Below are 21,291 nucleotides of genomic sequence, written 5' to 3' on the forward strand. Positions count from 1 at the left end.
ATGTTTTTTCGTAGCATAACTAATAACCATGAATTAGGATAATGGGAACATTTGTTTACACAGAGATAAGACAGTTTGGTAAAGGACACTTAATTGTTTTTATACTTACATGAAAAAATTTGAGGTGCTTGAACAGGTACCTCTTAATAAGCCTTTAAAAAACTTTGTGTAAAGTGAATATTACTTTATTCCAGATGGGTAAATGCTCATAGGATTGTTCTCTATGATCATGAACCTTATAGGTTGTTTTGTTACATTTAGGACAAATAGCTGAATGAGTTTTTGATTCTGCATATATTTCAACTACTCCATTATTTACATTTAGAGATCTTACTTTAATATCTTGCAATCCTATTAAATTTTCTATAAAATTAAAGTCTAAAGGCATTCGATAATCAGTCCTTATTTTGTTTTTTTTGCTATAAGATAATCATAAGGAGATATCGGATGCTTTTCAACCTTTTTGCCATCATATTGGTAATACAATTAATGGTATCCTTAATTATTCACAAAAGTCGTGGTTGAACCTTAATTTCTACAAACTAAAATACATATGTCTGTAACTATAATGTTTGGACTTTTAACAGCCACTTTTCTCACATTTATAGTTGTTCCAGTAGTGTATTCTTTGGTTACCGGTAAGTTGGAACAGAAATTAGTTACCAAGAATACTTAAAAGATATTTAATACTTAAATCAAAAATGCAAGGTGAACATTTTTTAGTAATAATGCACACCTTGTATTTTTGATTTGTTAGGATTTGCCCTTGAAAGAAGTTCCACACTTATTACAAGTTATAGTTATTTTACCTTTTTTTCTCGGAACCCTTAATTTCTGGGCACAATTTGGACATTTAAATATTTTATAAGGATTATGTGGATTTTGTGAATTTATAAAATTTTTAATTTTATAAATTAAAGGTGAAATAAAATTTTCATAAGCCTGTAATTCTCTGAACCTTTTATATTTGTTCTTTGAAATACATCTCCAGGTGCTGTATACTATAAATACAAAACTTAATGTGTAAACAGGTTTTATAAGAAGAATTACCAATCCTCCTATATAAAGATGCTTGGAGAGTTTATCCATACCATAGCTATCTCTGAAATAATAGGAAATTTTATTTAAAAATTTATTCAAAGCCATCACCTCTAGAAATAAAATTTTAGAATTAAATATAAGTTTACATAATAAAAAAATGCGTTTTTAGATAATTATACAATATAATCTTTATTTTTGCATTATATTAGATAATTATATTTGAATTGATATGTTGGAAATAGTATTATTAATGGATAAAATAAACTTTAGAATCATATTAATTTAACATTAACAGAATATGCCGAGATTTTAAAGTGCAAAATTTTGTTAATAAAAATATTGAAAAATGTTAATTGGTTTGTAATACAACTGTAATATAGTTATTTTAATTATATTTCAATGTTACATGATTACATGGAGGTGATAAAGTGTTAAAAAAAATATATAGGTTTATGATAATAGGCATATTATTTATTTTCATATTTTCAGGTGAAAGTTGTTATGCAGCAGGAGAGTATAAAATTTGGAATGATAATAATATTTCTACTGTAAATAACAAGAAGGCCTGGACTATTACTTTTAATAAAGATATTGATTCAGATTCTGCTAAAAATTTTATAAAAATATATGAACAGGGAAGTACCATACCTTTAAATGTTAATATTATAAATTCATCCACAGGTACCATACAGGTTTCTCCTGTGAGTTCATATGAGGCAGGAAGACAATATGTGCTGGTAGTGGATAGTGGATTAAAGTCTGTGGAAGGCAAGGAATTAAATAAAGGGGTAAAATATAATTTTACAGTGGAGAAAAACAATTTAAAGACTCCCATTGATGTAGAAAACTACTCACAGTACTATAATGCCTTAAAGGATGCATTATATAGTTATGCAGATACTCTAATTTTAAATGTGAGCAATTATGATAAAAATCAATACAATTTAGATGTTATAAACAAAATATTGGTTGATTTCCCCGATTTAAGGGCAAGATATTCAGGAGCAACAAGTAATGTTGAATATGTAAACCCTGTAAAAATTACCATAGGTTTTAAATATACAGATACAAAGGAAAATTTAATAGAAAAGGAAAATGATGTACAAAAAAAAGTTAGTGAAATTATAGGTGATTTAATTACTTCTGATATGGAAGATTATGAAAAAGAGCTAGTGCTTCATGACTATGTAGTCAACAATACAAAATATGATGAAAGGGCATATACGGGTAATATGCCTAAGGATTCATATACAGCCTATGGTGTTTTGATAAATGGAATTGGAGTGTGTCAGGGTTATGCAGATGCTATGGACAGGCTTCTTAGGGCAGCGGGAATAGAGTCCAGTATGGTAATAGGAGATGCAAATAATGGCACTGAATGGATTGGACATGCATGGAATATAGTAAAAATACAGGGACAGTATTATCAGTTGGATTCTACCTGGGATGATCCTGTTACAAATGATGGCTTAAATAGGCTTTCTCATTCTTATTTTAATATAACCGATGATGAGATTGCAAAGAATCATAGGTGGAATAAAGATGATTATCCAGAGTGTACCAGCACTGAATACAGTTTTGACAATCTCAATGTAGTAGAAAAAGATATTCATGGAAATGACATAAAAGTTGTTAATAACTATAATGATTTCTATAGTGTAGTAGAAGATGCATTGTCACAGGGAGGAAAGTCTGTAAGTTTGAAAATATTGGATTATGATTCTGGTAAGTATAATATAACCCAGACTTTAAATAGAATATGCAGAAAATATAATATTTGGGAAGGAGTTACTATAACTACTTATTCAGACGAGATTTCAGGAGCAAAATATGTTATCATAGTAAGGGATTGAGCTATTTTCAATTATGAAGTGATTTTCAGACTTAAACGGAATTTGTTTGTTTGGATAAAAATGTAGTATAAATTGTAATTTTTCAAAAATTTCTATTGACAAGTGAAAAAAAGAGGTATATATTAAAGTTGTAGTCAAAACTTAATAATATGCTTTCGGGGCAGGGTGAAATTCCCGATCGGCGGTATAGTCCGCGAGCTGATTATCAGCAGGAACTGGTTGAATTCCAGTACCGACAGTAAAGTCTGGATGTGAGAAAGTGGAGATTTTTTGTAGTATGTATTTTATTATATGCTAGGTTATGCTTAGTGTGTTTATTATCCCCCTGAAGGTGTTTTCAGGGGGTTTTTATATGGAAAAAATACTGGATAACAGCTGTATTTAAAGAGGAACGTTTTCTGTATTTAAGAACACAGGGGGAGGAATTCAATTTTATGAATTATCACAATAAAGAGGAACATTATATGAAAATTGCTTTAGAATTGGCTTTAAAGGGAGAAGGTTTTGTGAATCCAAACCCGCAGGTGGGAGCTCTGGTAGTAAAAGAAGGCAAGATAGTGGGAAAAGGCTATCACAAATTTTATGGAGGACCTCATGCAGAGGTATATGCATTAGAAGAAGCAGGTGATGAAGCTTCTGGGGGAGAGATATATGTAACTTTGGAACCTTGTTCTCATTATGGAAAAACTCCACCCTGTGTAGAAGCTATAGTAAAGGCAGGAATAAAAAGGGTAGTGATTGCATTGAAGGATCCTAATCCACTGGTTTCAGGTAGGGGCATAGAGTTTTTAAGAAATAAGGGAATAGAAGTGGTTACAGATGTTCTGGAAAAAGAAGCTTTAAGTGTAAATGAAATATTTATAAAGTATATTACTGAAAAACATCCTTTTGTCATATTGAAGTCTGCAGTGACATTGGATGGTAAAATAGCAACCTTTACAGGACAGTCAAAGTGGATAACCTGTGAAAAATCCAGAAATTTTGTCCATCACATAAGAAACAGGGTTATGGCAATTGCAGTGGGCATAGGTACTATACTTTCAGATAATCCACTTTTAACCACAAGGCTTGAAAAAAAATGCAAAAGTCCCATAGCTGTAATTTTAGATTCTAAATTAAGGATACCTATGGATTGTAACATTTTTGATACCATAAAACAGAGAAAAATCATAATAGCCTGTACAGAGGAGCACAATAAAGGTAAAAAGTATGAGATAGAGAAAATGGGAGCAGATGTAATTGTTTGTCCCAAGGATGAATCAGGTAAGGTAAATTTAAAGATTTTAATAGAAAAATTAGGGGAAATTGGCATAGACAGTTTGCTTATAGAGGGAGGAGGATCACTTAATTTTTCTGCTTTAAACTCGGGAATTGTAGATAAGGTTGTCTATTTTATAGCACCTAAAATAATAGGGGGATCAGAGGCAAAAACTTCTGTGGAAGGAAAAGGCATTGAGGATTTAAAAAAGGCTGTCAAATTAAAAAATATCAGCTGTTCAAGTTCGGGAGAAGATATAATGTTTCAAGGATATGTAGAAAAATAATTAAAAAGGGGAAGGGAATATTGTTTACAGGTTTAGTAGAGGAAATTGGACAAATATTAGAAATAAAAAATGGAGAAAATTCTTCTAAAATAACTATCTCTTCCAGGAAGGTTTTAGAAGAAGTCAAATTAGGAGACAGCATAGCTGTAAATGGAGCTTGTCTTACAGTAACAAGTTTTACAGGAAATTCTTTTACAGTAGATGTAATGGCTGAAACGCTTAGAAAAAGCAATTTGAAACTTTTAAAAAGAAACAGCAGTGTGAATTTAGAAAGGGCGGTGAAAGTAGGAGAAAGACTGGGAGGACATATAGTAACAGGACATATAGATGGAATTTCCAGGGTAAAGGAAGTAAAAAAAGAGGATATAGCCACCTGGCTTGTTATACAGCCTCCTTTAGAATTGCTAAAATACATGGTTTCAAAAGGTTCTGTAGCTTTAGATGGAGTGAGCCTTACCATAGCACAGGTGCATAAAGACTGTATTAGTGTATCGTTAATCCCCCATACTAAGGCGCAAACTATTTTGCAGTATAAAAATGTGGGGGATGAAATAAATACAGAATGTGATTTAATAGGAAAATACATTGAAAATCTTATTTTAAGAAGAGAAAAAGAACCAGTAAAAAGTTCCAGCATAACAGAACAACTGTTAAAGGAAAATGGGTTCTTGTAAACAAAAATTTAAATTTGTGTTGTAACTAAAATAGTATAATTAATAGTATTTTTAAAAGAGGAGTTGAAAATTATGAGTAATAAATTTAATAGTATTGAAGAAGCCTTAGAAGATCTTAAACAAGGCAAGATGATTCTTGTAACAGATGATGAAGATAGGGAAAATGAAGGGGATTTAATCTGTGCAGCAGAATTTGCCACCCAGGAAAATGTTAATTTTATGGCAACCCATGCAAAGGGACTTATTTGTATGCCTATGAGCAGCAAAATGATTTCTAAATTAAACCTTCCACAGATGGTTTCAAATAATACGGACAACCATGAAACAGCCTTTACGGTATCTATAGATCACGTAAGTACAACTACTGGAATTTCAGCTGCAGAGCGTTCTATAACTGCATTGAAATCTGTAGAAGAGGGTGCAAAACCGGAGGATTTTAGAAGGCCTGGACATATGTTTCCACTGCGTGCCAAAGAATATGGGGTTCTGGAGCGTAATGGTCATACGGAAGCTACTGTTGATCTTATGAAACTGGCAAATTTAAAAGAGTGTGGACTTTGCTGTGAAATAATGAGAGATGACGGTACTATGATGAGAACTTCTGAACTATTAAAATTTGCCCAAAAATACCAATTGAAGTTTATCACAATTAAAGCTCTGCAGGAATACAGAAAACAAAAAGAAAATTTCGTAGAGAGAGTAGTGCATACAAAACTGCCAACCAAGTATGGAGAATTTATAGCCTATGGGTATGTAAATAAAATAAATGGAGAACATCATATGGCTCTTGTAAAAGGAGATTTGTCAAAGGGAAATTCAGTTTTGTGTAGAGTGCATTCAGAATGTCTTACAGGAGATACTTTCGGTTCTGTAAGATGCGATTGTGGCCAGCAGTATGCAAGGGCCATGACCCAAATTGAAGAAGAGGGACAAGGTATTCTCCTATATATGAATCAAGAGGGAAGAGGAATAGGTATAATTAATAAGTTAAAGGCTTATGCATTGCAGGATAAGGGCATGGATACTGTTGAGGCAAATATTGCATTGGGTTTTGAGGAAGATTTAAGAGATTATTACGCTGCGGCACAGATCTTAAAAGATTTATCCGTTGAAAATATAAGGCTTATGACAAATAATCCAGATAAAATGGAGCAGCTAACTAGGTATGGCATAAATATTACAGAAAGAGTGCCAATCCAAATGAAGGCATCTGCTTATGATGTTTTTTATCTTAAAACAAAACAGGAAAAAATGGGACATATCTTAAATTATTAATATATAAAGGAGATTGAAAATATGAAAGTTTATGAAGGAAAGTTAAATGCAGAAGGGCTAAAGTTTGGAATAGTTGTAGGAAGATTTAATGAGTTTATAGTGTCTAAATTATTGTCTGGAGCTTTAGACTGCTTAAAAAGGCATGGAGCGGAAGAAGATAATATAGATATAACCTGGGTACCGGGAGCATTTGAGATACCTATGATTTCAAAGAAGATGGCTTTTTCCAGAAAATATGATGCAGTGATATGTTTAGGAGCCGTAATCAAGGGAGCCACTCCTCATTTTGATTATGTATCCAGTGAGGTTTCAAAGGGTATAGCAAATGTTTCATTGGAAAGTAATATTCCAGTAATATTCAGTGTACTTACCACAGACAATATAGAACAAGCTATAGAAAGAGCGGGAACTAAAAGTGGAAACAAAGGATATGATGGAGCCATGGCTGCCATAGAAATGGCTAATCTAATCAAGGAGTTAGAATAAGAGAATATATTTAAAACAGATGATTCAGGAGAAATCCTTTTAATCCTCTGTTTTTTATTTTTATATGAAATATGTTATGTAACTATTGACAATTATAATAAACAGATATATTATTATATATGATAATGATTTTCATTATCGATTATTTCAGGAACTTGAAGAGATGATAAAAATGAGTAAAGTAAATATTATTTATTGGACAGGAACAGGCAATACAGAAGCTATGGCTAAATTAATAGAGGAAGGTGCCAAAGAAAAAGGTGCTGAAGTTAAGCTTTTACATGTGTCAGAAGCCAGTGTGGATGATGTAAAAGGTGCAGATGTAGTGTTATTAGGTTCTCCAGCCATGGGTGCAGAGGTTATTATTGCTTCTTCTGTATCCGGCAAAAAATTAGGTCTATTTGGTTCTTATGGATGGGGCGATGGAGAATGGATGAGAAGCTGGTTTGAAAGAATGGAAGGCTATGGAGCCAATCTGTTAAATGAAGGATTAATTGTACAAGAAGCCCCAGAGGGAAGTTCAGAAGAAGAATGCAAAAATTTTGGAAGAGAAGTAGCTGTGTACTAATATTGTAGAATAATATATTTTTATATTAACATAGGAAAATAACGAAATTTTTATAGGATTAAATTTTAAAATTGGATACATGATAATACCTGTAGGATTCTAAGTTTAAATATATTTTTATGAAATATTTTTTGCCTTGGAATCCTAGTGTTATATTAAAGGGAGTTGGTAAAATGTGAAAAGTTTGAACCAGGAATTTATTAAATATATGTACAATACCGATGAAAAAGAATGTATGATGAGTCTTATAACCTATGCACTATCCCCTACTATTACAGGATATAAACCATCTTCTATAGTTACTATATCCAATAGAAATAAAAATATGTATGATCTGTGGTGCAAATATGGATGTGAATATTTGGATAATATAAATTTAAAAGTATTTGAAATCAATAGAAAGGAAAATTCCGTAGTACTTTTATTTTATAATGAAAAAATGCTCTCTGAAGTATTGTGTGATAAGGATAATGCTGAATTTTTAAGTAAATTTGGGTATTCAAACTCCATGTCTCTAATTGAGAAGTTGAATCTTCTTAAAAATAGATATGAATATAATTTTTGCCCTCACGAGATGGGAATCTTTTTGGGCATACCCCTTAGAGATGTGGAATATTTTATGAATTGTAATGAAAAAGAATGTGTATGCTGTGGTTACTGGAAAGTTTATAATGACAGAGAAGGAGCCCTTCAGGTATTTGAAAATTATAATAAATCAAAAAATAATTTTTTAAAATTCATTCAAAATGATATTGGAATTACAAAGGTAGTAAAGCTACTATCTTCTTAAAGTGCTATATGTTTTTACAATTTGGTACTTTTTATATTAATAAATGTAGTATATTATATTTATTAGTATATTAAAAAGGAGATTTTAAATATGAAGTGGAGAGTATTTACAAGTAAATTGTTAACAGTATTTATGGTTTTATCTGTAATATTAATGGGAGGGGTAAATAAAGTACAGGCAGATGCATATAAGGTAGTCACCTTGGGAGGAAATCTTACAGAACAGCAAAAAAATGATATGCTGGAATATTTCAAGGTTAATAAACAGGAAGTCAATGTAATAGAAGTAAATATAGACGAAGAGAAAAAGTATTTGGGAGATGTGGCAAGCAGTGAACAAATAGGGACTAAATCCATATCCTGTGCTTACGTAGAGCCAACATCCAGTGGAGGACTTCAGGTATCCACCAATAATATATATTGGGTAAGCAGCAGCATGATAAAAAATGCCCTTATAACTGCAGGGGTAAAAAATGCCAATGTTAAAGCGGCTGCTCCTTTTAATGTATCTGGAACTGCGGCTCTTACAGGCATTTTAAAAGGGTTTGAAAATAGTACTGCAGGAAATAAAATTGACGAAGAAACCAAAAAAGTTGCCAATGATGAACTGGTAACCACAGGAAACTTGGGAGATAAAATAGGAAAAGATGAAGCAGCAGGTTTAATAAATGAAATAAAGACAGATGTAGTTAAAGAAAAACCTAAGACAGAAGGGGAAATAAAAAACATAGTGCAAAATGTGGTTAACAATTATAACTTTAATTTATCCTCTGAAGACGTAGATAAAATAGTATCTTTAATGAGTAAAATAAATGGTTTAAACTTGAACTTTTCTGAATTGAAAGACCAACTAAATAATGTGACAGATCAATTAAAAGGAAGCATATCTTCCGAGGAAGCTAAAGGATTTTTTTCTAAAATTATAGAAGCTATTAAAAATTTTTTTAGCAGTTTATTCTAAAGATGGTGTGGTATTTTATACACTTTAAAATACTGTGAAAGAAATTTATCCTTATAAAGAACCTGTATAAATTTTGACATAAACCCCTTATATAAGCATATGTGGAGGGGTTTATAATATTATATTTGATTATATGTAAGTATAGGTTATAATAAAGTAGTATGGTAAATCAATATGTATTTATGGTGGAAGGGGTAAATGTTTATGAAAGAAAAAAAATCTGAAGAATATAGACTAAAAAATGACAGACTAAGCTGGAGTTTTCTTAGTTCTTATTTAAAATTCTTTGTTTTAATCGTGGTCTCTATAATTGTAATAGGAGCGGTATGTTTTTATAATACAAAAAAGGAACTTACAAATTTAGGAGAGACTGCTATAAAAAATAGAATACAGATGGGTATTGTAATGATGGAATCACTTGAGGAACAGGTTCAAAAAGGAAAGCTTACTAGGACTGAAGCTCAAGAGATATTTAAAAATAAAATGTTAAATTCAAAACAGTCTGATGGAAAAACTAGGGGACTTAATTCAGATTTAGAATTAGGTATACAGGCATATATGTATGCTGTTAATAGTAAGGGAGTTGAAATGATGCACCCTTATAAAGAAGGAGAGGATATATCAAGTATTAAGGACTCAGATGGAAACAGTTTGGTACAGCTTATAATGGATGAAGCCAAGAATCCCAAAGATGGAGGGATAGTACATTTTAACTGGAAAAACCCGGGGGAAATTCGTGAAAGGCCTAAAATAAATGCTGTGGCTTATTTTGAGCCCTGGGACTGGTACATAAATGTAGGGTGTTACGATGAAGATTTTTATAAACCCTTATACAAAATTTTAATACTCATAGTTATAATATCTGCAGTTATAATACTAATTTCTATGTTATTTATAGGCATTCTTATGAAGAATAAAGTAAAACCTTTAAGTGAAATAATAAATTCCATGAAGAGGGCATCTAAAGGCAATATGTCTGTAAAGGTGAATATAAAGAATGAAGATGAAATAGGAATTATAGCACAAATATTTAATGAGATGATAGGTGAAATAAGAAATGTTCTTGTGAAAATAAAAAATACATCCATTGTAATAGATGAAAAAATAGTCAACATAGGTTCTTTTACCCAGGTTACTACTGAAAATTCCACGGGAATAAAGGATGCCATGGAACAGGTATCATCTGCCATAAGTGATTCTGCTAAAGATATGCAGCAAAGCCTTGAAAGTATGAATATGCTGTCTAAAAATATAGATATGGTAAAAGAAAACAGCATTACTATGAGAGAAGATGTATTAAAGGCTAGTGAGTTAAATTCAAATATTATAAACATACTTGGTGAACTTGAAAACAAAAATAAGGAAAACATAGAAGCATCCAGGGAAACAAACAGCAATATAAAAAAATTATTGGATAAATCCAATGATATAGTGAGTATAGTAGAGACCATAGAGGGAATTTCAAATGAAATAAATTTGCTCTCTTTAAATGCATCTATAGAATCTGCAAGAGCTGGTGAAGCAGGAAGAGGTTTTGCCGTGGTGGCAGAACAAATTAAAGAACTGTCAGATGAAACTTTTGAATCTGTAAAACAAATTAATATACTTATAAAAGAACTTATAGATACAGTTAATATTTCTGCAGATAGTGTGGAGACTTCAAGTAAAGTAATAGAATCCCAGGTGGATACCATAGATGAAACAAAACAAACACTGGGAAAAGTAATTGATTTTATGGAAAACATGCCAAAGGTAATTGGGAAAAATGTATCCAAGATAGAAGAAGTTTATGAAAATAAGGATATAGTTAGTTCTTCCATGGACTCCATACTTTCAGTTACACAGGAGATAGCAGCATCTTCGGAGGAAATAACAGCTTCCACCTTGGAAGTAAGAGAAAAAATGGAAGATGTAAAAAAGCTTACAGTAGATTTAGAACAGGTTTCAGGTGAGTTAAAAGAAAAAGTAAATAAATTTTTATTATAGAAAAGCTATATATCTATTGACATAAAATTTAATTTATAATATACTGACAGATATATAGATGATTGTAAAAACGGAGATAGAGGCTAGTAGGTGTGTTTTTATTTTGAAGAGAGTGGGGTCAGGTGGAAACCCATAGATAGTACACATTGAACTCACTCTTGAGTTGCAGACTGAAATTTTAGTAGGTTGTGCCGGCAGTATTGTCGTTATTAAATTAAGAAAAAATTTGGGTGGTACCGCGACAGACTCCTCGCCCCATGAGAAGTCTGTTTTTTATATTTAAAAAATAAAAAATCTATAAACTATGTATTGTAAACTATAAATTGTGAACTGTGCATTGTAAATTGTGAATTGTAAAAACCATGATAGGGAATAGTAGACCTGTGAATTGATTTAAAAGAGAGTGGGAATAGGTGAAAACCCATAAATTATACAAGTTGAACTCACCCTGGAGTTGTAGGCTGAAATTTTTAGTAGGTTCTACCGGTTTATGCCGTTATTTGATTGAGAAAAAAATTTGGGTGGCACCGCGACAGACTTCTCGCCCCATGGAGAAGTCTGTTTTTTATATTTTTATTTAATTTAAAAGGGAGGAATTTTTATGACAAAGAAAATATATATATTTGACACTACATTAAGGGATGGAGAGCAGACACCTAAGGTGAGCCTTAATATAAATGATAAAATTACCATTGCAAAACAGCTTCAGAAGTTATCTGTAGATATCATAGAAGCTGGATTTCCCAAGGCTTCTCATGGAGATTTTGAGGCAGTCAAAGCTATTGCAGATAGTATACAAGGTCCCGTCATAGTGGGACTTGCAAGGGCTTCAAAGGAAGATATAGACTGTGCCTGGGAAGCGCTTAAAGGTTCCTTAAAACCAAGAATTCATATTTTCCTTGCTACATCGGATATTCACATGGAGCATAAGTTAAATATGAAACCTGAAGAAGTTTTAAAAAGGGCATCAGATATGGTAAGATATGCTAAGGGATTATGTCCAAGTATAGAATTTTCACCAGAAGATGCCACAAGAACAAGGCCTGAGTTTTTGTATAAAGTTTTAGAGGCGGTTATAGAAGCTGGTGCAGATGTAGTAAATATACCAGATACAGTGGGTTATACTACTCCTTTAGAATATGGCGCATTTATCAAAGGAATTAAAGAAAATGTAAAAAATATTGATAAGGCAATTATAAGTGTGCATTGTCATAATGACTTGGGGCTGGCTGTGGCAAATTCTCTGTCGGCTATTAAAAATGGAGCAGAACAGGTTGAATGTGCCATAAATGGACTTGGAGAAAGGGCAGGGAATGCAGCCCTTGAAGAAATTGTAATGGCTATTAGCACCAGGGCTGATAGTTTTAATTGTCACACAGATATTGCTACAGAAGAGATAACTAAAACCAGTAGTATAGTAAGTCATGTAACAGGCATGCAGGTTCAAGGAAACAAGGCAATAGTGGGAGCCAATGCTTTTGCACATGAATCCGGCATACACCAACATGGTGTATTAAACTGCAGAGAAACCTATGAAATTATGACACCGGAATCTGTAGGACTTAAGAAAAATTTTATAGTTTTAGGAAAACATTCTGGAAGACATGCTTTTGTAGAGCATTTGCATGAAATGGGATATAAGGATTTAAGCAAAGAAAAGACAGATGAAATTTTCAAGAAGTTCAAAGAGCTAGCAGATAAGAAAAAACATATATCCGATGAGGATATAGAAAGTCTTGTTAAAAATGAGATATTTCATGTTCCAGAAGTATTTAAATTAAAGTATTATCAAGTTTTTACGGGGAACACCGTTGTATCTACTTCTACTGTAGAGATTGAATGTAATGGGAAAAAATTGAGTGAAGCCTCTTGCGGAGATGGACCTGTAGATGCTACATTTAAAGCTATTGAAAAAGCCACGGGCATAGACGTTACTTTAAGTGATTATTTTATAAAGGCTGTAGGAAGCGGAAAAGATGCAATGGGAGAAGTAACTGTAAGAATTGAAAAGGAAGGAAAGATATTTTCTGCAAAAGGTATAAGTACAGATATTGTAGAGGCCAGCGGTATAGCTTTTATAAATGCTGTAAATAAACTATATTATGAAACCCATTCAAAGGATTTAAAAAAAATCTCGTCCAATTAAGAAATATGTATAATTAATATAAAATTTTGATAGGAGTGATTTATGTGGCAATGACTATGACACAAAAAATACTAGCTTTCCATGCAGGGCTGGACAGTGTAAAAGCGGGAGAATTAATAAAAGTAAAATTGGATTTAGTACTTGGAAATGATATAACTACTCCGGTAGCTATAAATGAATTTAATAAAATTGGAAGCCAGGAGGTTTTTAACAGGGAGAAGGTTGCAATTGTTCCAGATCATTTTACTCCTAATAAGGATATAAAATCAGCTGAGCAGTGCAAATGTGTAAGAGAATTTGCGAAGGACAAAGGTATTAAAAATTATTTTGAAATAGGTCAGATGGGAATTGAGCATGCCCTTATCCCTGAAAAAGGATTAGCAGTATGTGGAGATGTAATAATAGGTGCAGATTCTCATACTTGTACCTATGGTGCCCTAGGAGCATTCTCCACAGGGGTTGGAAGTACGGATATGGCAGCAGGAATGGCCACAGGAGAAGCCTGGTTTAAGGTTCCAGAAGCTATAAAATTTGTACTAAAGGGTAAATTAAAGCCCTGGGTAAGTGGAAAAGACATTATTCTCCATATTATTGGAATGATAGGAGTAGACGGAGCTCTTTATAATTCAATGGAATTTGCAGGAGAGGGTGTAGGGGAATTATCCATGGATGACAGGTTCACCATAGCTAATATGGCTATTGAAGCAGGGGCTAAAAATGGAATTTTCCCAGTAGATGAAAAAACCATAGAATATGTAAAAGAACATTCAAATAGAAATTATACTGTGTATGAAGCAGATGAAAATGCAGACTATATTAAAACCATAGAAATAGATTTGTCAGAAATTCGCCCTACAGTAGCATTTCCTCATATACCTGAAAATACTAGAACTATTGATGATGTGGGAGAGGTGAAAATAGATCAGGTAGTTATAGGTTCCTGTACCAATGGAAGAATAGGGGATTTAAGGGAGGCAGCCAAAGTATTAAAGGGAAGAAAAGTGAACTCAAATGTAAGAACAATTATATTTCCTGCTACTCAAAGTATATATCTTCAAGCCTTAAAGGAAGGACTTCTTGAGATATTCATAGAGGCAGGAGCAGTAGTGAGTACTCCTACCTGTGGACCATGCCTTGGAGGACATATGGGTATACTTGCAAAAGGAGAAAGGGCGGTAGCTACTACAAACAGGAATTTTACAGGCAGAATGGGTCATGTAGAAAGTGAAGTCTATTTGGCAAGTCCCGCAGTAGCAGCGGCTTCTGCTGTAACAGGAAAAATTTCATCACCAGAGGAGGTTGTAAAATGATAAAGGGGAAAACTATTAAATATGGAGACAATATTGATACAGATGTTATAATTCCGGCAAGATACTTAAATACCAGTGATGAAAAGGAACTTGCTTCTCACTGTATGGAAGATTTGGATAAGGATTTTTCAAAAAAAATAAATAAGGGGGATATAATTATAGCAGGTAAAAATTTTGGATGCGGTTCCTCCAGAGAGCATGCTCCTATAGCTATTAAGGCATCGGGGATAAGCTGCGTGATAGCAGAAACTTTTGCCAGAATATTTTTTAGAAATTCTATAAATATAGGACTTCCAATAATGGAATGTGAGGAAGCTGCAAAGGATATAGAAGAAAATGATGAAATATCCATTGATGTAAATTCAGGAGTAATCACCAATATAACTAAAAATAAAACTTATAAGGCGGCACCTTTTCCAGAATTTATGCAGAAGATAATAGAGTCTCAAGGACTTATAAACTATATAAAAAAAGAGGTGGAAAGCAAGTGAAAATAGCTATTATACCAGGAGATGGAGTAGGGAAGGAAATAATAACCCAGGGAGAAAAAGTTTTAAAGGTAGCAGCAGATAAATATAAGTTTGATCTTCAATGTGAAAAGGTACTTTTAGGAGGGAGTGCCATAGATGAAAAAGGCACACCTCTTCCAGAGGAGACTATAGAAGTTTGTAAAAGAAGTGATTCGGTACTTTTAGGGGCAGTAGGAGGACCTAAATGGGATAAATTACCGGGCAATTTAAGGCCTGAAGCAGGACTTCTGGGTATAAGAAAAGCCCTTGGTGTATTTGCAAATTTAAGACCTGCCATATTGTTTCCAGAACTTAAATCCGCTTCAAATTTAAAACCTGAAGTGCTTGGAGAAGGACTTGATATAATGATAGTGAGGGAGTTAACTGGAGGGGCATATTTTGGGGAAAAAGGAAGGATGGAGGTAGAAGAGGGACAGAAAGCTTGGGATACCATAAGTTATTCCACCTTTGAAATAGATAGAATTGCCAGGCGGTCTTTTGAAATTGCAAGAAAGAGAAATAAAAAACTTACTTTGATAGATAAGGCCAATGTACTTGAAAGTTCTAAATTGTGGAGGGAAGTTGTAGGAGAAATTTCCAAGGAATATGGTGATGTAGAACTTAACTATATGTATGTGGATAATGCTGCTATGCAGCTTATTAAAGATCCTAGGCAATTTGATGTGATTTTAACAGAAAATATGTTTGGAGATATTTTAAGTGATGAAGCTTCAATGCTTACAGGTTCCCTTGGAATGTTGCCTTCTGCCAGTGTACGTCAGGATTCTTTTGGATTATACGAACCTATACATGGTTCTGCACCGGATATTGCAGGGCAGAATAAAGCTAATCCTATTGGCACCCTTATGAGTATATCCATGATGTTTAAATATAGTTTCAATATGGATGAGGTTTCTAGAAATATAGAAAATTCAATATCTAAAGTTTTAAAAGAAGGGTATAGAACTTTAGATATTGCTACAGAAAGCTCGAAAATTGTAGGCACAGAGGAAATGGCAGAGCTTATAATTAAAAATATGCAGTCTGTATAAGTTTTTCCACTTTAAAAGAAATGAGAGGAGATATGTTCATAAATACGCTGGAAAATCAGGTTTGTTATTCCAGCTTTCCTCTGGAATATAGAAAAAAATAATTGGCTTTTTGGAGTGGAAAATATATTTTTTATGTTGATTAAATTATTGAATATATTTAATCAGGGAGAAACTTATTCCCTAGAAGATATTGCAAATATGTTAAAGGTAGAAGTAAACACCGTAAAAGCACAACTGGAATATCTTGAAAATAATGGGTATATTAGAAAGGTAATTGGGGGTACAAACTGTAATACAGATTGTACCCGTTGTAGAAACAAGAATGGAAATAGAGGGGGACTTGTTATGTTGGAAATCAATAGATTACTCTAAACGCTATTTAAATCTAATGAAGGCCCAGGCTTTTTCTTCTTTCAACTATGGTTTCCTCCAGTATGTCCGCAGCCTTTACTATGTCATCCTCAATTATAAGTTTTCCGCCTGTAAGATTTACCATGTCCTCACAGAGAACTTTTGTAACAACTTTACTTCCTCCTATGAATGGGGATATGGCAAGGTGGAGAGGAAGTCCAAGGGCAAGTCCGAAGCTTCCATCTGCCAGGGCTTGTTCTTCAAGCCATTGGGGTGCTGAAAGAACAAGGGGCAGTTTCGGAATATCAATGTTTAAGTATTCTGCCAGTTCCTTTGCTACAATTTCAAGTCTTCCAATAGCAAGACAAGGACCAAAATTAAGTACAGGTGGTATACCAAGGCTCTTGCATACTTCTTTTAAACTGTCTCCTGCAAGTTGGGCAGCACCAGGTGACATAAGTCCTACATTTTCAAGGCCACCACTGGAACATCCCGCAGAGAGTATGATTATGTTTCTCTTTATAAGTTCTTTTGCAAGTTCTACTGTAAATATATCATGTCCTTTGGCAGTTAGGTTTGAACATCCTACTATGGCTGCCACACCTTTTATTTTACCGGAGGCTATGAGATCCACAAAGGGTTTCCAACTCCCCCCTAAAAATTTTTTAAGAGAAGTTTCACTTACACCAGTTATTACGTCATCAAAACCATGATCTTTAGGAATATTGATTTTAACATTGGCTCTTCTTTCAGTATAGCTTTCAAGAGCCTTATCTATAATATAATCACTTATTTTTTCTCTGTCTTTATAGGAATACTCTATATAATCTGCATTGGATTTTTTACTTACCTCATCAATACATATCATTTTAACCATAAATTTATCTGTTATTGGTTCAATACCAGGAAGTGTACAGTTGAATTCTGATACTATGGCATCTATTCCACCTGTAGCTATGAGAGCTTCACTGGTAAAGTTATTTCCTGCATGACCTGAAAAGACTTCAGTATAGTGTTTACCTCTCAGCTGGAGATCCTGTCCTACACAGGTGCATCCTACCAGTCTAAATCCCTTTGCACCTACTTTATTGGCCTTTTGGATAATTTCAGGTTCTATAAGTTTGTCCTGAAGGTGGGCAATCATGGAATGCTGATGACCTGTTATCATTAAATTTATATAATCAGGATCCACTACCTTGAAACCAACCTTTGCAGCCCTTATTTCGGGTTCACCTAAGATAATATCATTTAATAAATTGGTAAGGGTAAGTCCATAGATACCGGTGGATATTCCAAGTCTTAAACAGGTTAACAGCATATTTACAGGATCACTATTTAAATTTGTGGAAGTTTCTACTATACCGTCAAATACCTCTGATTTTGCGCCGCCTGGCATTATATTTAATTCTTTCCAGTTTTTAAGTCTAGGTTCATAGGCTATTTTATTTATAACCTCCATTTTTTCAAACTTTGGTTTATACAAATCCTTTAGTATTGCGTCGGCCACTAACACAGCTTTTTTGTGGGGGTCAGTTTCTGTTATGCCTAGTTTTTCTGCTAAATTATTTAAAACATTCATTCCTTTTATTTCCCCGCCACTTTCTCCCAGGGATTTTACATTTCTAGCTGTGTTTTCTACTATATGAATATAACAACCGCTTCCTGCAGCTACAGCACGCAGAAAATTTCTGGCAACTATGGTGTCTGCATTAGCTCCACATATTCCTTTTGGGGAAGCAGGGGTTATCCTACAGGGACCATTTGCACATAATTTACAGCATACTCCCATTTGGCCAAAGTTACATTTAATTTTTTGACTATCTACTCTATGATGTGAAGTTTGTACATCTTCTAGGGAACTTATAAAATTTTCAAGAATTTTATCAGCAGATTCACAGATTTTGTTATTTGACATAATAAATCCTCCTAATTACAATTTGATAATATTTTTTATTATAAAATATATATAGTCTACAAATATTATTTATTAATAGTTATAATATAAACTTTTGTAAAAACTTTGTCAATATGATATTGCAAAATATTCATAACTGTTTTTTTATACGTGCAGCCAATTTTGTAGGTTTGATCCTCTTCATTTACATAAATTATTTATATATTCACTTTGTATTTTCTAATTAAATTTTAATGTTCTACTAATTTTACTCTAATGAAATGTTTTTATTATATAAGTATAGAAGCTTATATCAAATAAAAATAAATAGGAGGAAGTTTATATGTCAATTAGTATTGAACAGATTGACCTTTTAAGGAAAAGAGCAAATGTAGGTTACAAGGAAGCAAAGGAAGCACTGGAAAAGTGCAATGGAGATATAGTTGAAGCACTTTCTTACCTTGAGGAACAAAATAAGATTAAACCTGAAAAAGAACCTTTGGGAAGTTCAAATTTTATGGGAAAAATAAAAAGGTTGATTATAAAGGCCAATAAAATAAGACTTGTAATATCAAAAGATAAAAAAACACTGCTTAACATACCTTCCACTTTAGCTGCAATATTTGTTATATTTGCAATGCCAGCTGCAGTGGTATCTATTATAATTGCCCTGGTTACAGGCTGTAAGATAAGGTTTCGCAAGGAAGATGGGGAAGATTTAAATATCAACAGCAAAATAGACAAGGTTTCAAATGTGGTGACAGATGTTAAAGATAAAATAACAAAAGAATTTAATAATGCCTAAAGGTCTGCCTGCTTATGATTTATCATATGGCAGGCTTTAAATTTTTTACAAAATAAAATATAATAACTGTAAACTGCAAATCGAGAACTGTGAACCATAAATTGTAAATTATGAACTGTAAATCGTAAATCGTGAACTGAAAAGGGGCGATATAATGACTGGCAAGAGAATTCTTATTGTGGAAGATGAAGTAAAAATAGCCAGATTTGTTCAGCTTGAACTGGAACATGAAGGATATATAGCAGAGCAGGTGGGAGACGGAAGGGCGGCACTTGAAAAAGCTTTAAATGGGGGATATGACCTTGTTATACTTGATGTTATGCTTCCTTCTATGAATGGAATGGAAGTACTAAGAAGACTTAGACAGACCTCTAATGTTCCCGTTATAATGCTTACTGCAAAGGATGAAATTATGGATAAGGTTATGGGACTTGATATAGGTGCTGAAGATTACATGACAAAACCCTTTGCCATAGAGGAACTTCTTGCAAGAATCAGGGTAGTATTTAAGCATAAAAGCAATAATGATGTAAAAACTAATGATATTGTAAGTGCAGGTAATCTTCAAATGGATATTGACAGGCATGTTGTTACCTATGAAAATACATCCATAGATTTAACAAAGAAAGAATTTGATCTTTTAAAATATTTAATGATAAATAAAGATATTGCACTTTCAAGGGAAAATATACTGGATAAGGTCTGGGGATATGATTACCTGGGAGACACGAATATAGTGGATGTGTACATTCGCTATTTAAGAAGTAAAATTGATGACAAATTTAATATAAAGTATATATATACCATTCGTGGAGTGGGGTATCAATTTAGGAATGAGTGATAAAAAACCTCTCTATAAGATAATATTTAAAATTGTAAAAATACTGTTTTCATTTTCAAAAGTAATTTTTAAGTTTTTGTATGATATTACAGAAGACATTGCCTGGAGAATCTTGGAGAAATTTAGATTTTCTTTGACTTTCAAAATTACAGTAACTTATGTATTTACATTTATCCTGGTTTTTTCACTGATAGGAGTGTGTATAATTGCGGCCTTTAAATACTATATGGGCAGAGGAATAAATAATGATTATATTTCAGTTTTGACAGGAATTATGTTTATAGCCTATAGTGTAGCATTGGCCATTACTACAATTGTAGTCTCAAAGGCCAGCAAAAAATTTTTATCTCCGGTGGAAAAAATGACAAATACTGTACGGGAAATATCTATAAATGATCTAAATAAACGTCTTAATATAAAGGGTTCAAAAAATGAATTAAAGGATCTTGCAAAGACGTTTAATGAAATGTTAGATAGAATTGAAAGTTCTGTAAAGCAGCAGAATCAATTTGTGTCTGATGCCTCCCATGAGCTGAGAACTCCTATTTCCGTAATTCAGGGATACGCAAATCTTCTGCATAGATGGGGAAAGGATGATAGAGAAATTCTGGAAGAGTCTATTTGTGCAATTAAAAGTGAATCCGAAAATATGAAAGACTTGATAGAAAAGCTATTATTTCTTGCAAGAGGAGATAAAAAGGCTCAAAAAGTTGAAAAAGAAGAGTTTATACTGGGTGAACTTATTGAGGAACTGATAAAAGAGACAAAATTAGTGCATAAAGATCATCATATAGAAAGTGAGCATAATGAAAAATTCAGTGTATATGCAGATAGGAAACTTATTAAAGAGGCATTGAGGGTATTTATGGATAACAGTATCAAATATACAAAGGAAGGGGGAATTATTAAACTGGACTGCTATTTTGCAGAGGATATAAATGCTGCTGTCATAACTGTGGCGGATACAGGCATAGGCATTTCCAAAGAGCATATTCCACATATATTTGAAAGGTTTTACAGGGCAGATGAGTCAAGAACAAAATCCAGCGGAGGCACGGGACTTGGACTTTCCATTGCAAAATGGATACTTGACATACATAAGGGCAAAATAGACGTGTGGAGTGAACTTGATATAGGGACAGTTATGAAAATTACCTTTCCTGTAAAATAAATTTGCATGTTCTAAATATTATTTATATAATAATT

At 33.0% G+C, this 21,291-nt stretch carries 20 protein-coding genes, 1 pseudogene, 1 riboswitch and 2 other annotated features; of the genes and pseudogenes, 18 read left to right on the top strand and 3 right to left on the bottom strand.

Annotated elements, in window-relative coordinates; translation table 11 throughout:
• Window positions 1-154 precede the first annotated feature (154 nt).
• On the bottom strand, window positions 155-388 hold the full coding sequence (locus tag V7Q02_RS10530; RefSeq protein WP_333860972.1) for a transposase family protein: 234 nt from the start codon (window positions 386-388) through the stop codon (window positions 155-157).
• Window positions 389-553: 165 nt separating this feature from the next.
• On the opposite strand from V7Q02_RS10530, the pseudogene V7Q02_RS10535 reads away from it, so the two are divergent.
• Window positions 554-676 (top strand): annotated as a pseudogene (locus V7Q02_RS10535) (hypothetical protein); the annotation flags it as partial.
• A 77-nt stretch (window positions 677-753) separates the two neighbouring features.
• Here V7Q02_RS10535 and V7Q02_RS10540 read toward each other — a convergent pair.
• Window positions 754-1,146 carry a hypothetical protein gene (locus tag V7Q02_RS10540; RefSeq protein ID WP_333860974.1) on the bottom strand — a complete coding sequence of 131 codons (393 nt, stop codon included), beginning with the start codon at window positions 1,144-1,146 and terminating at the stop codon, window positions 754-756.
• A 323-nt stretch (window positions 1,147-1,469) separates the two neighbouring features.
• On the opposite strand from V7Q02_RS10540, the gene V7Q02_RS10545 reads away from it, so the two are divergent.
• The 14 genes from V7Q02_RS10545 to V7Q02_RS10610 all read left to right on the top strand — a co-directional run bounded on the left by V7Q02_RS10545 (window position 1,470) and on the right by V7Q02_RS10610 (window position 16,566).
• On the top strand, window positions 1,470-2,894 hold the full coding sequence (locus V7Q02_RS10545) for a transglutaminase domain-containing protein (RefSeq protein WP_333860975.1): 1,425 nt from the start codon (window positions 1,470-1,472) through the stop codon (window positions 2,892-2,894).
• A gap of 147 nt (window positions 2,895-3,041) precedes the next feature.
• Window positions 3,042-3,159, top strand: a riboswitch (FMN riboswitch).
• A gap of 169 nt (window positions 3,160-3,328) precedes the next feature.
• A complete protein-coding gene (ribD, locus tag V7Q02_RS10550) occupies window positions 3,329-4,438 on the top strand; it encodes a bifunctional diaminohydroxyphosphoribosylaminopyrimidine deaminase/5-amino-6-(5-phosphoribosylamino)uracil reductase RibD (RefSeq protein WP_333860977.1) in 1,110 nt (369 codons plus the stop codon).
• A 20-nt stretch (window positions 4,439-4,458) separates the two neighbouring features.
• Window positions 4,459-5,112, top strand: coding sequence for a riboflavin synthase (locus V7Q02_RS10555; RefSeq protein WP_333860978.1), 654 nt, complete (start codon window positions 4,459-4,461; stop codon window positions 5,110-5,112).
• A gap of 72 nt (window positions 5,113-5,184) precedes the next feature.
• On the top strand, window positions 5,185-6,387 hold the full coding sequence (locus tag V7Q02_RS10560; RefSeq protein ID WP_333860979.1) for a bifunctional 3,4-dihydroxy-2-butanone-4-phosphate synthase/GTP cyclohydrolase II: 1,203 nt from the start codon (window positions 5,185-5,187) through the stop codon (window positions 6,385-6,387).
• 21 nt (window positions 6,388-6,408) lie between these two features.
• Window positions 6,409-6,873, top strand: a complete 465-nt coding sequence (gene ribH / locus V7Q02_RS10565) for a 6,7-dimethyl-8-ribityllumazine synthase (protein WP_333860980.1) — start codon at window positions 6,409-6,411, stop codon at window positions 6,871-6,873.
• Window positions 6,874-7,045: 172 nt separating this feature from the next.
• A complete protein-coding gene (locus V7Q02_RS10570) occupies window positions 7,046-7,441 on the top strand; it encodes a flavodoxin (RefSeq protein ID WP_333860981.1) in 396 nt (131 codons plus the stop codon).
• 175 nt (window positions 7,442-7,616) lie between these two features.
• On the top strand, window positions 7,617-8,231 hold the full coding sequence (locus tag V7Q02_RS10575) for a DUF3793 family protein (protein ID WP_333860982.1): 615 nt from the start codon (window positions 7,617-7,619) through the stop codon (window positions 8,229-8,231).
• 90 nt (window positions 8,232-8,321) lie between these two features.
• Window positions 8,322-9,191 (top strand): DUF1002 domain-containing protein, encoded by an 870-nt coding sequence (locus tag V7Q02_RS10580; RefSeq protein ID WP_333860983.1) that lies wholly within the window; start codon window positions 8,322-8,324, stop codon window positions 9,189-9,191.
• Window positions 9,192-9,389: 198 nt separating this feature from the next.
• Window positions 9,390-11,177, top strand: coding sequence for a methyl-accepting chemotaxis protein (locus tag V7Q02_RS10585; RefSeq protein ID WP_442882164.1), 1,788 nt, complete (start codon window positions 9,390-9,392; stop codon window positions 11,175-11,177).
• Between the two features lie 64 nt (window positions 11,178-11,241).
• Window positions 11,242-11,438 (top strand) — a binding site (T-box leader).
• Window positions 11,439-11,530: 92 nt separating this feature from the next.
• Window positions 11,531-11,729: a binding site (T-box leader), on the top strand.
• 49 nt (window positions 11,730-11,778) lie between these two features.
• On the top strand, window positions 11,779-13,323 hold the full coding sequence (locus V7Q02_RS10590) for a 2-isopropylmalate synthase (RefSeq protein ID WP_333860986.1): 1,545 nt from the start codon (window positions 11,779-11,781) through the stop codon (window positions 13,321-13,323).
• A 44-nt stretch (window positions 13,324-13,367) separates the two neighbouring features.
• Window positions 13,368-14,633 (top strand): 3-isopropylmalate dehydratase large subunit, encoded by a 1,266-nt coding sequence (gene leuC / locus V7Q02_RS10595; protein ID WP_333860987.1) that lies wholly within the window; start codon window positions 13,368-13,370, stop codon window positions 14,631-14,633.
• On the top strand, window positions 14,630-15,124 hold the full coding sequence (gene leuD / locus V7Q02_RS10600; RefSeq protein ID WP_333860988.1) for a 3-isopropylmalate dehydratase small subunit: 495 nt from the start codon (window positions 14,630-14,632) through the stop codon (window positions 15,122-15,124). The genes leuC and leuD overlap by 4 nt, the downstream gene beginning before the upstream one ends.
• Window positions 15,121-16,194, top strand: coding sequence for a 3-isopropylmalate dehydrogenase (gene leuB, locus V7Q02_RS10605; protein WP_333860989.1), 1,074 nt, complete (start codon window positions 15,121-15,123; stop codon window positions 16,192-16,194). The genes leuD and leuB overlap by 4 nt, the downstream gene beginning before the upstream one ends.
• Before the next feature lie 132 nt (window positions 16,195-16,326).
• On the top strand, window positions 16,327-16,566 hold the full coding sequence (locus tag V7Q02_RS10610; protein ID WP_333860990.1) for a DeoR family transcriptional regulator: 240 nt from the start codon (window positions 16,327-16,329) through the stop codon (window positions 16,564-16,566).
• 13 nt (window positions 16,567-16,579) lie between these two features.
• Here V7Q02_RS10610 and cooS read toward each other — a convergent pair whose 3' ends face one another.
• A complete protein-coding gene (gene cooS / locus V7Q02_RS10615; RefSeq protein ID WP_333860992.1) occupies window positions 16,580-18,460 on the bottom strand; it encodes an anaerobic carbon-monoxide dehydrogenase catalytic subunit in 1,881 nt (626 codons plus the stop codon).
• Between the two features lie 322 nt (window positions 18,461-18,782).
• On the opposite strand from cooS, the gene V7Q02_RS10620 reads away from it, so the two are divergent.
• The 3 genes from V7Q02_RS10620 (at window position 18,783) to V7Q02_RS10630 (ending at window position 21,256) form a co-directional block, all read left to right on the top strand.
• Window positions 18,783-19,244, top strand: a complete 462-nt coding sequence (locus V7Q02_RS10620) for a DUF4342 domain-containing protein (protein ID WP_333860993.1) — start codon at window positions 18,783-18,785, stop codon at window positions 19,242-19,244.
• A gap of 154 nt (window positions 19,245-19,398) precedes the next feature.
• Window positions 19,399-20,085: a response regulator transcription factor gene (locus V7Q02_RS10625; protein WP_333860995.1), complete on the top strand. Its 687-nt coding sequence runs from the start codon at window positions 19,399-19,401 to the stop codon at window positions 20,083-20,085.
• A complete protein-coding gene (locus V7Q02_RS10630; RefSeq protein ID WP_333860996.1) occupies window positions 20,078-21,256 on the top strand; it encodes a sensor histidine kinase in 1,179 nt (392 codons plus the stop codon). The genes V7Q02_RS10625 and V7Q02_RS10630 overlap by 8 nt, the downstream gene beginning before the upstream one ends.
• The last annotated feature ends 35 nt before the right edge of the window (window positions 21,257-21,291 follow it).

It is taken from the genome of Clostridium sp. (assembly GCF_036781005.1).
Classification (GTDB): Bacteria; Bacillota; Clostridia; order Clostridiales; family Clostridiaceae; genus Clostridium_B.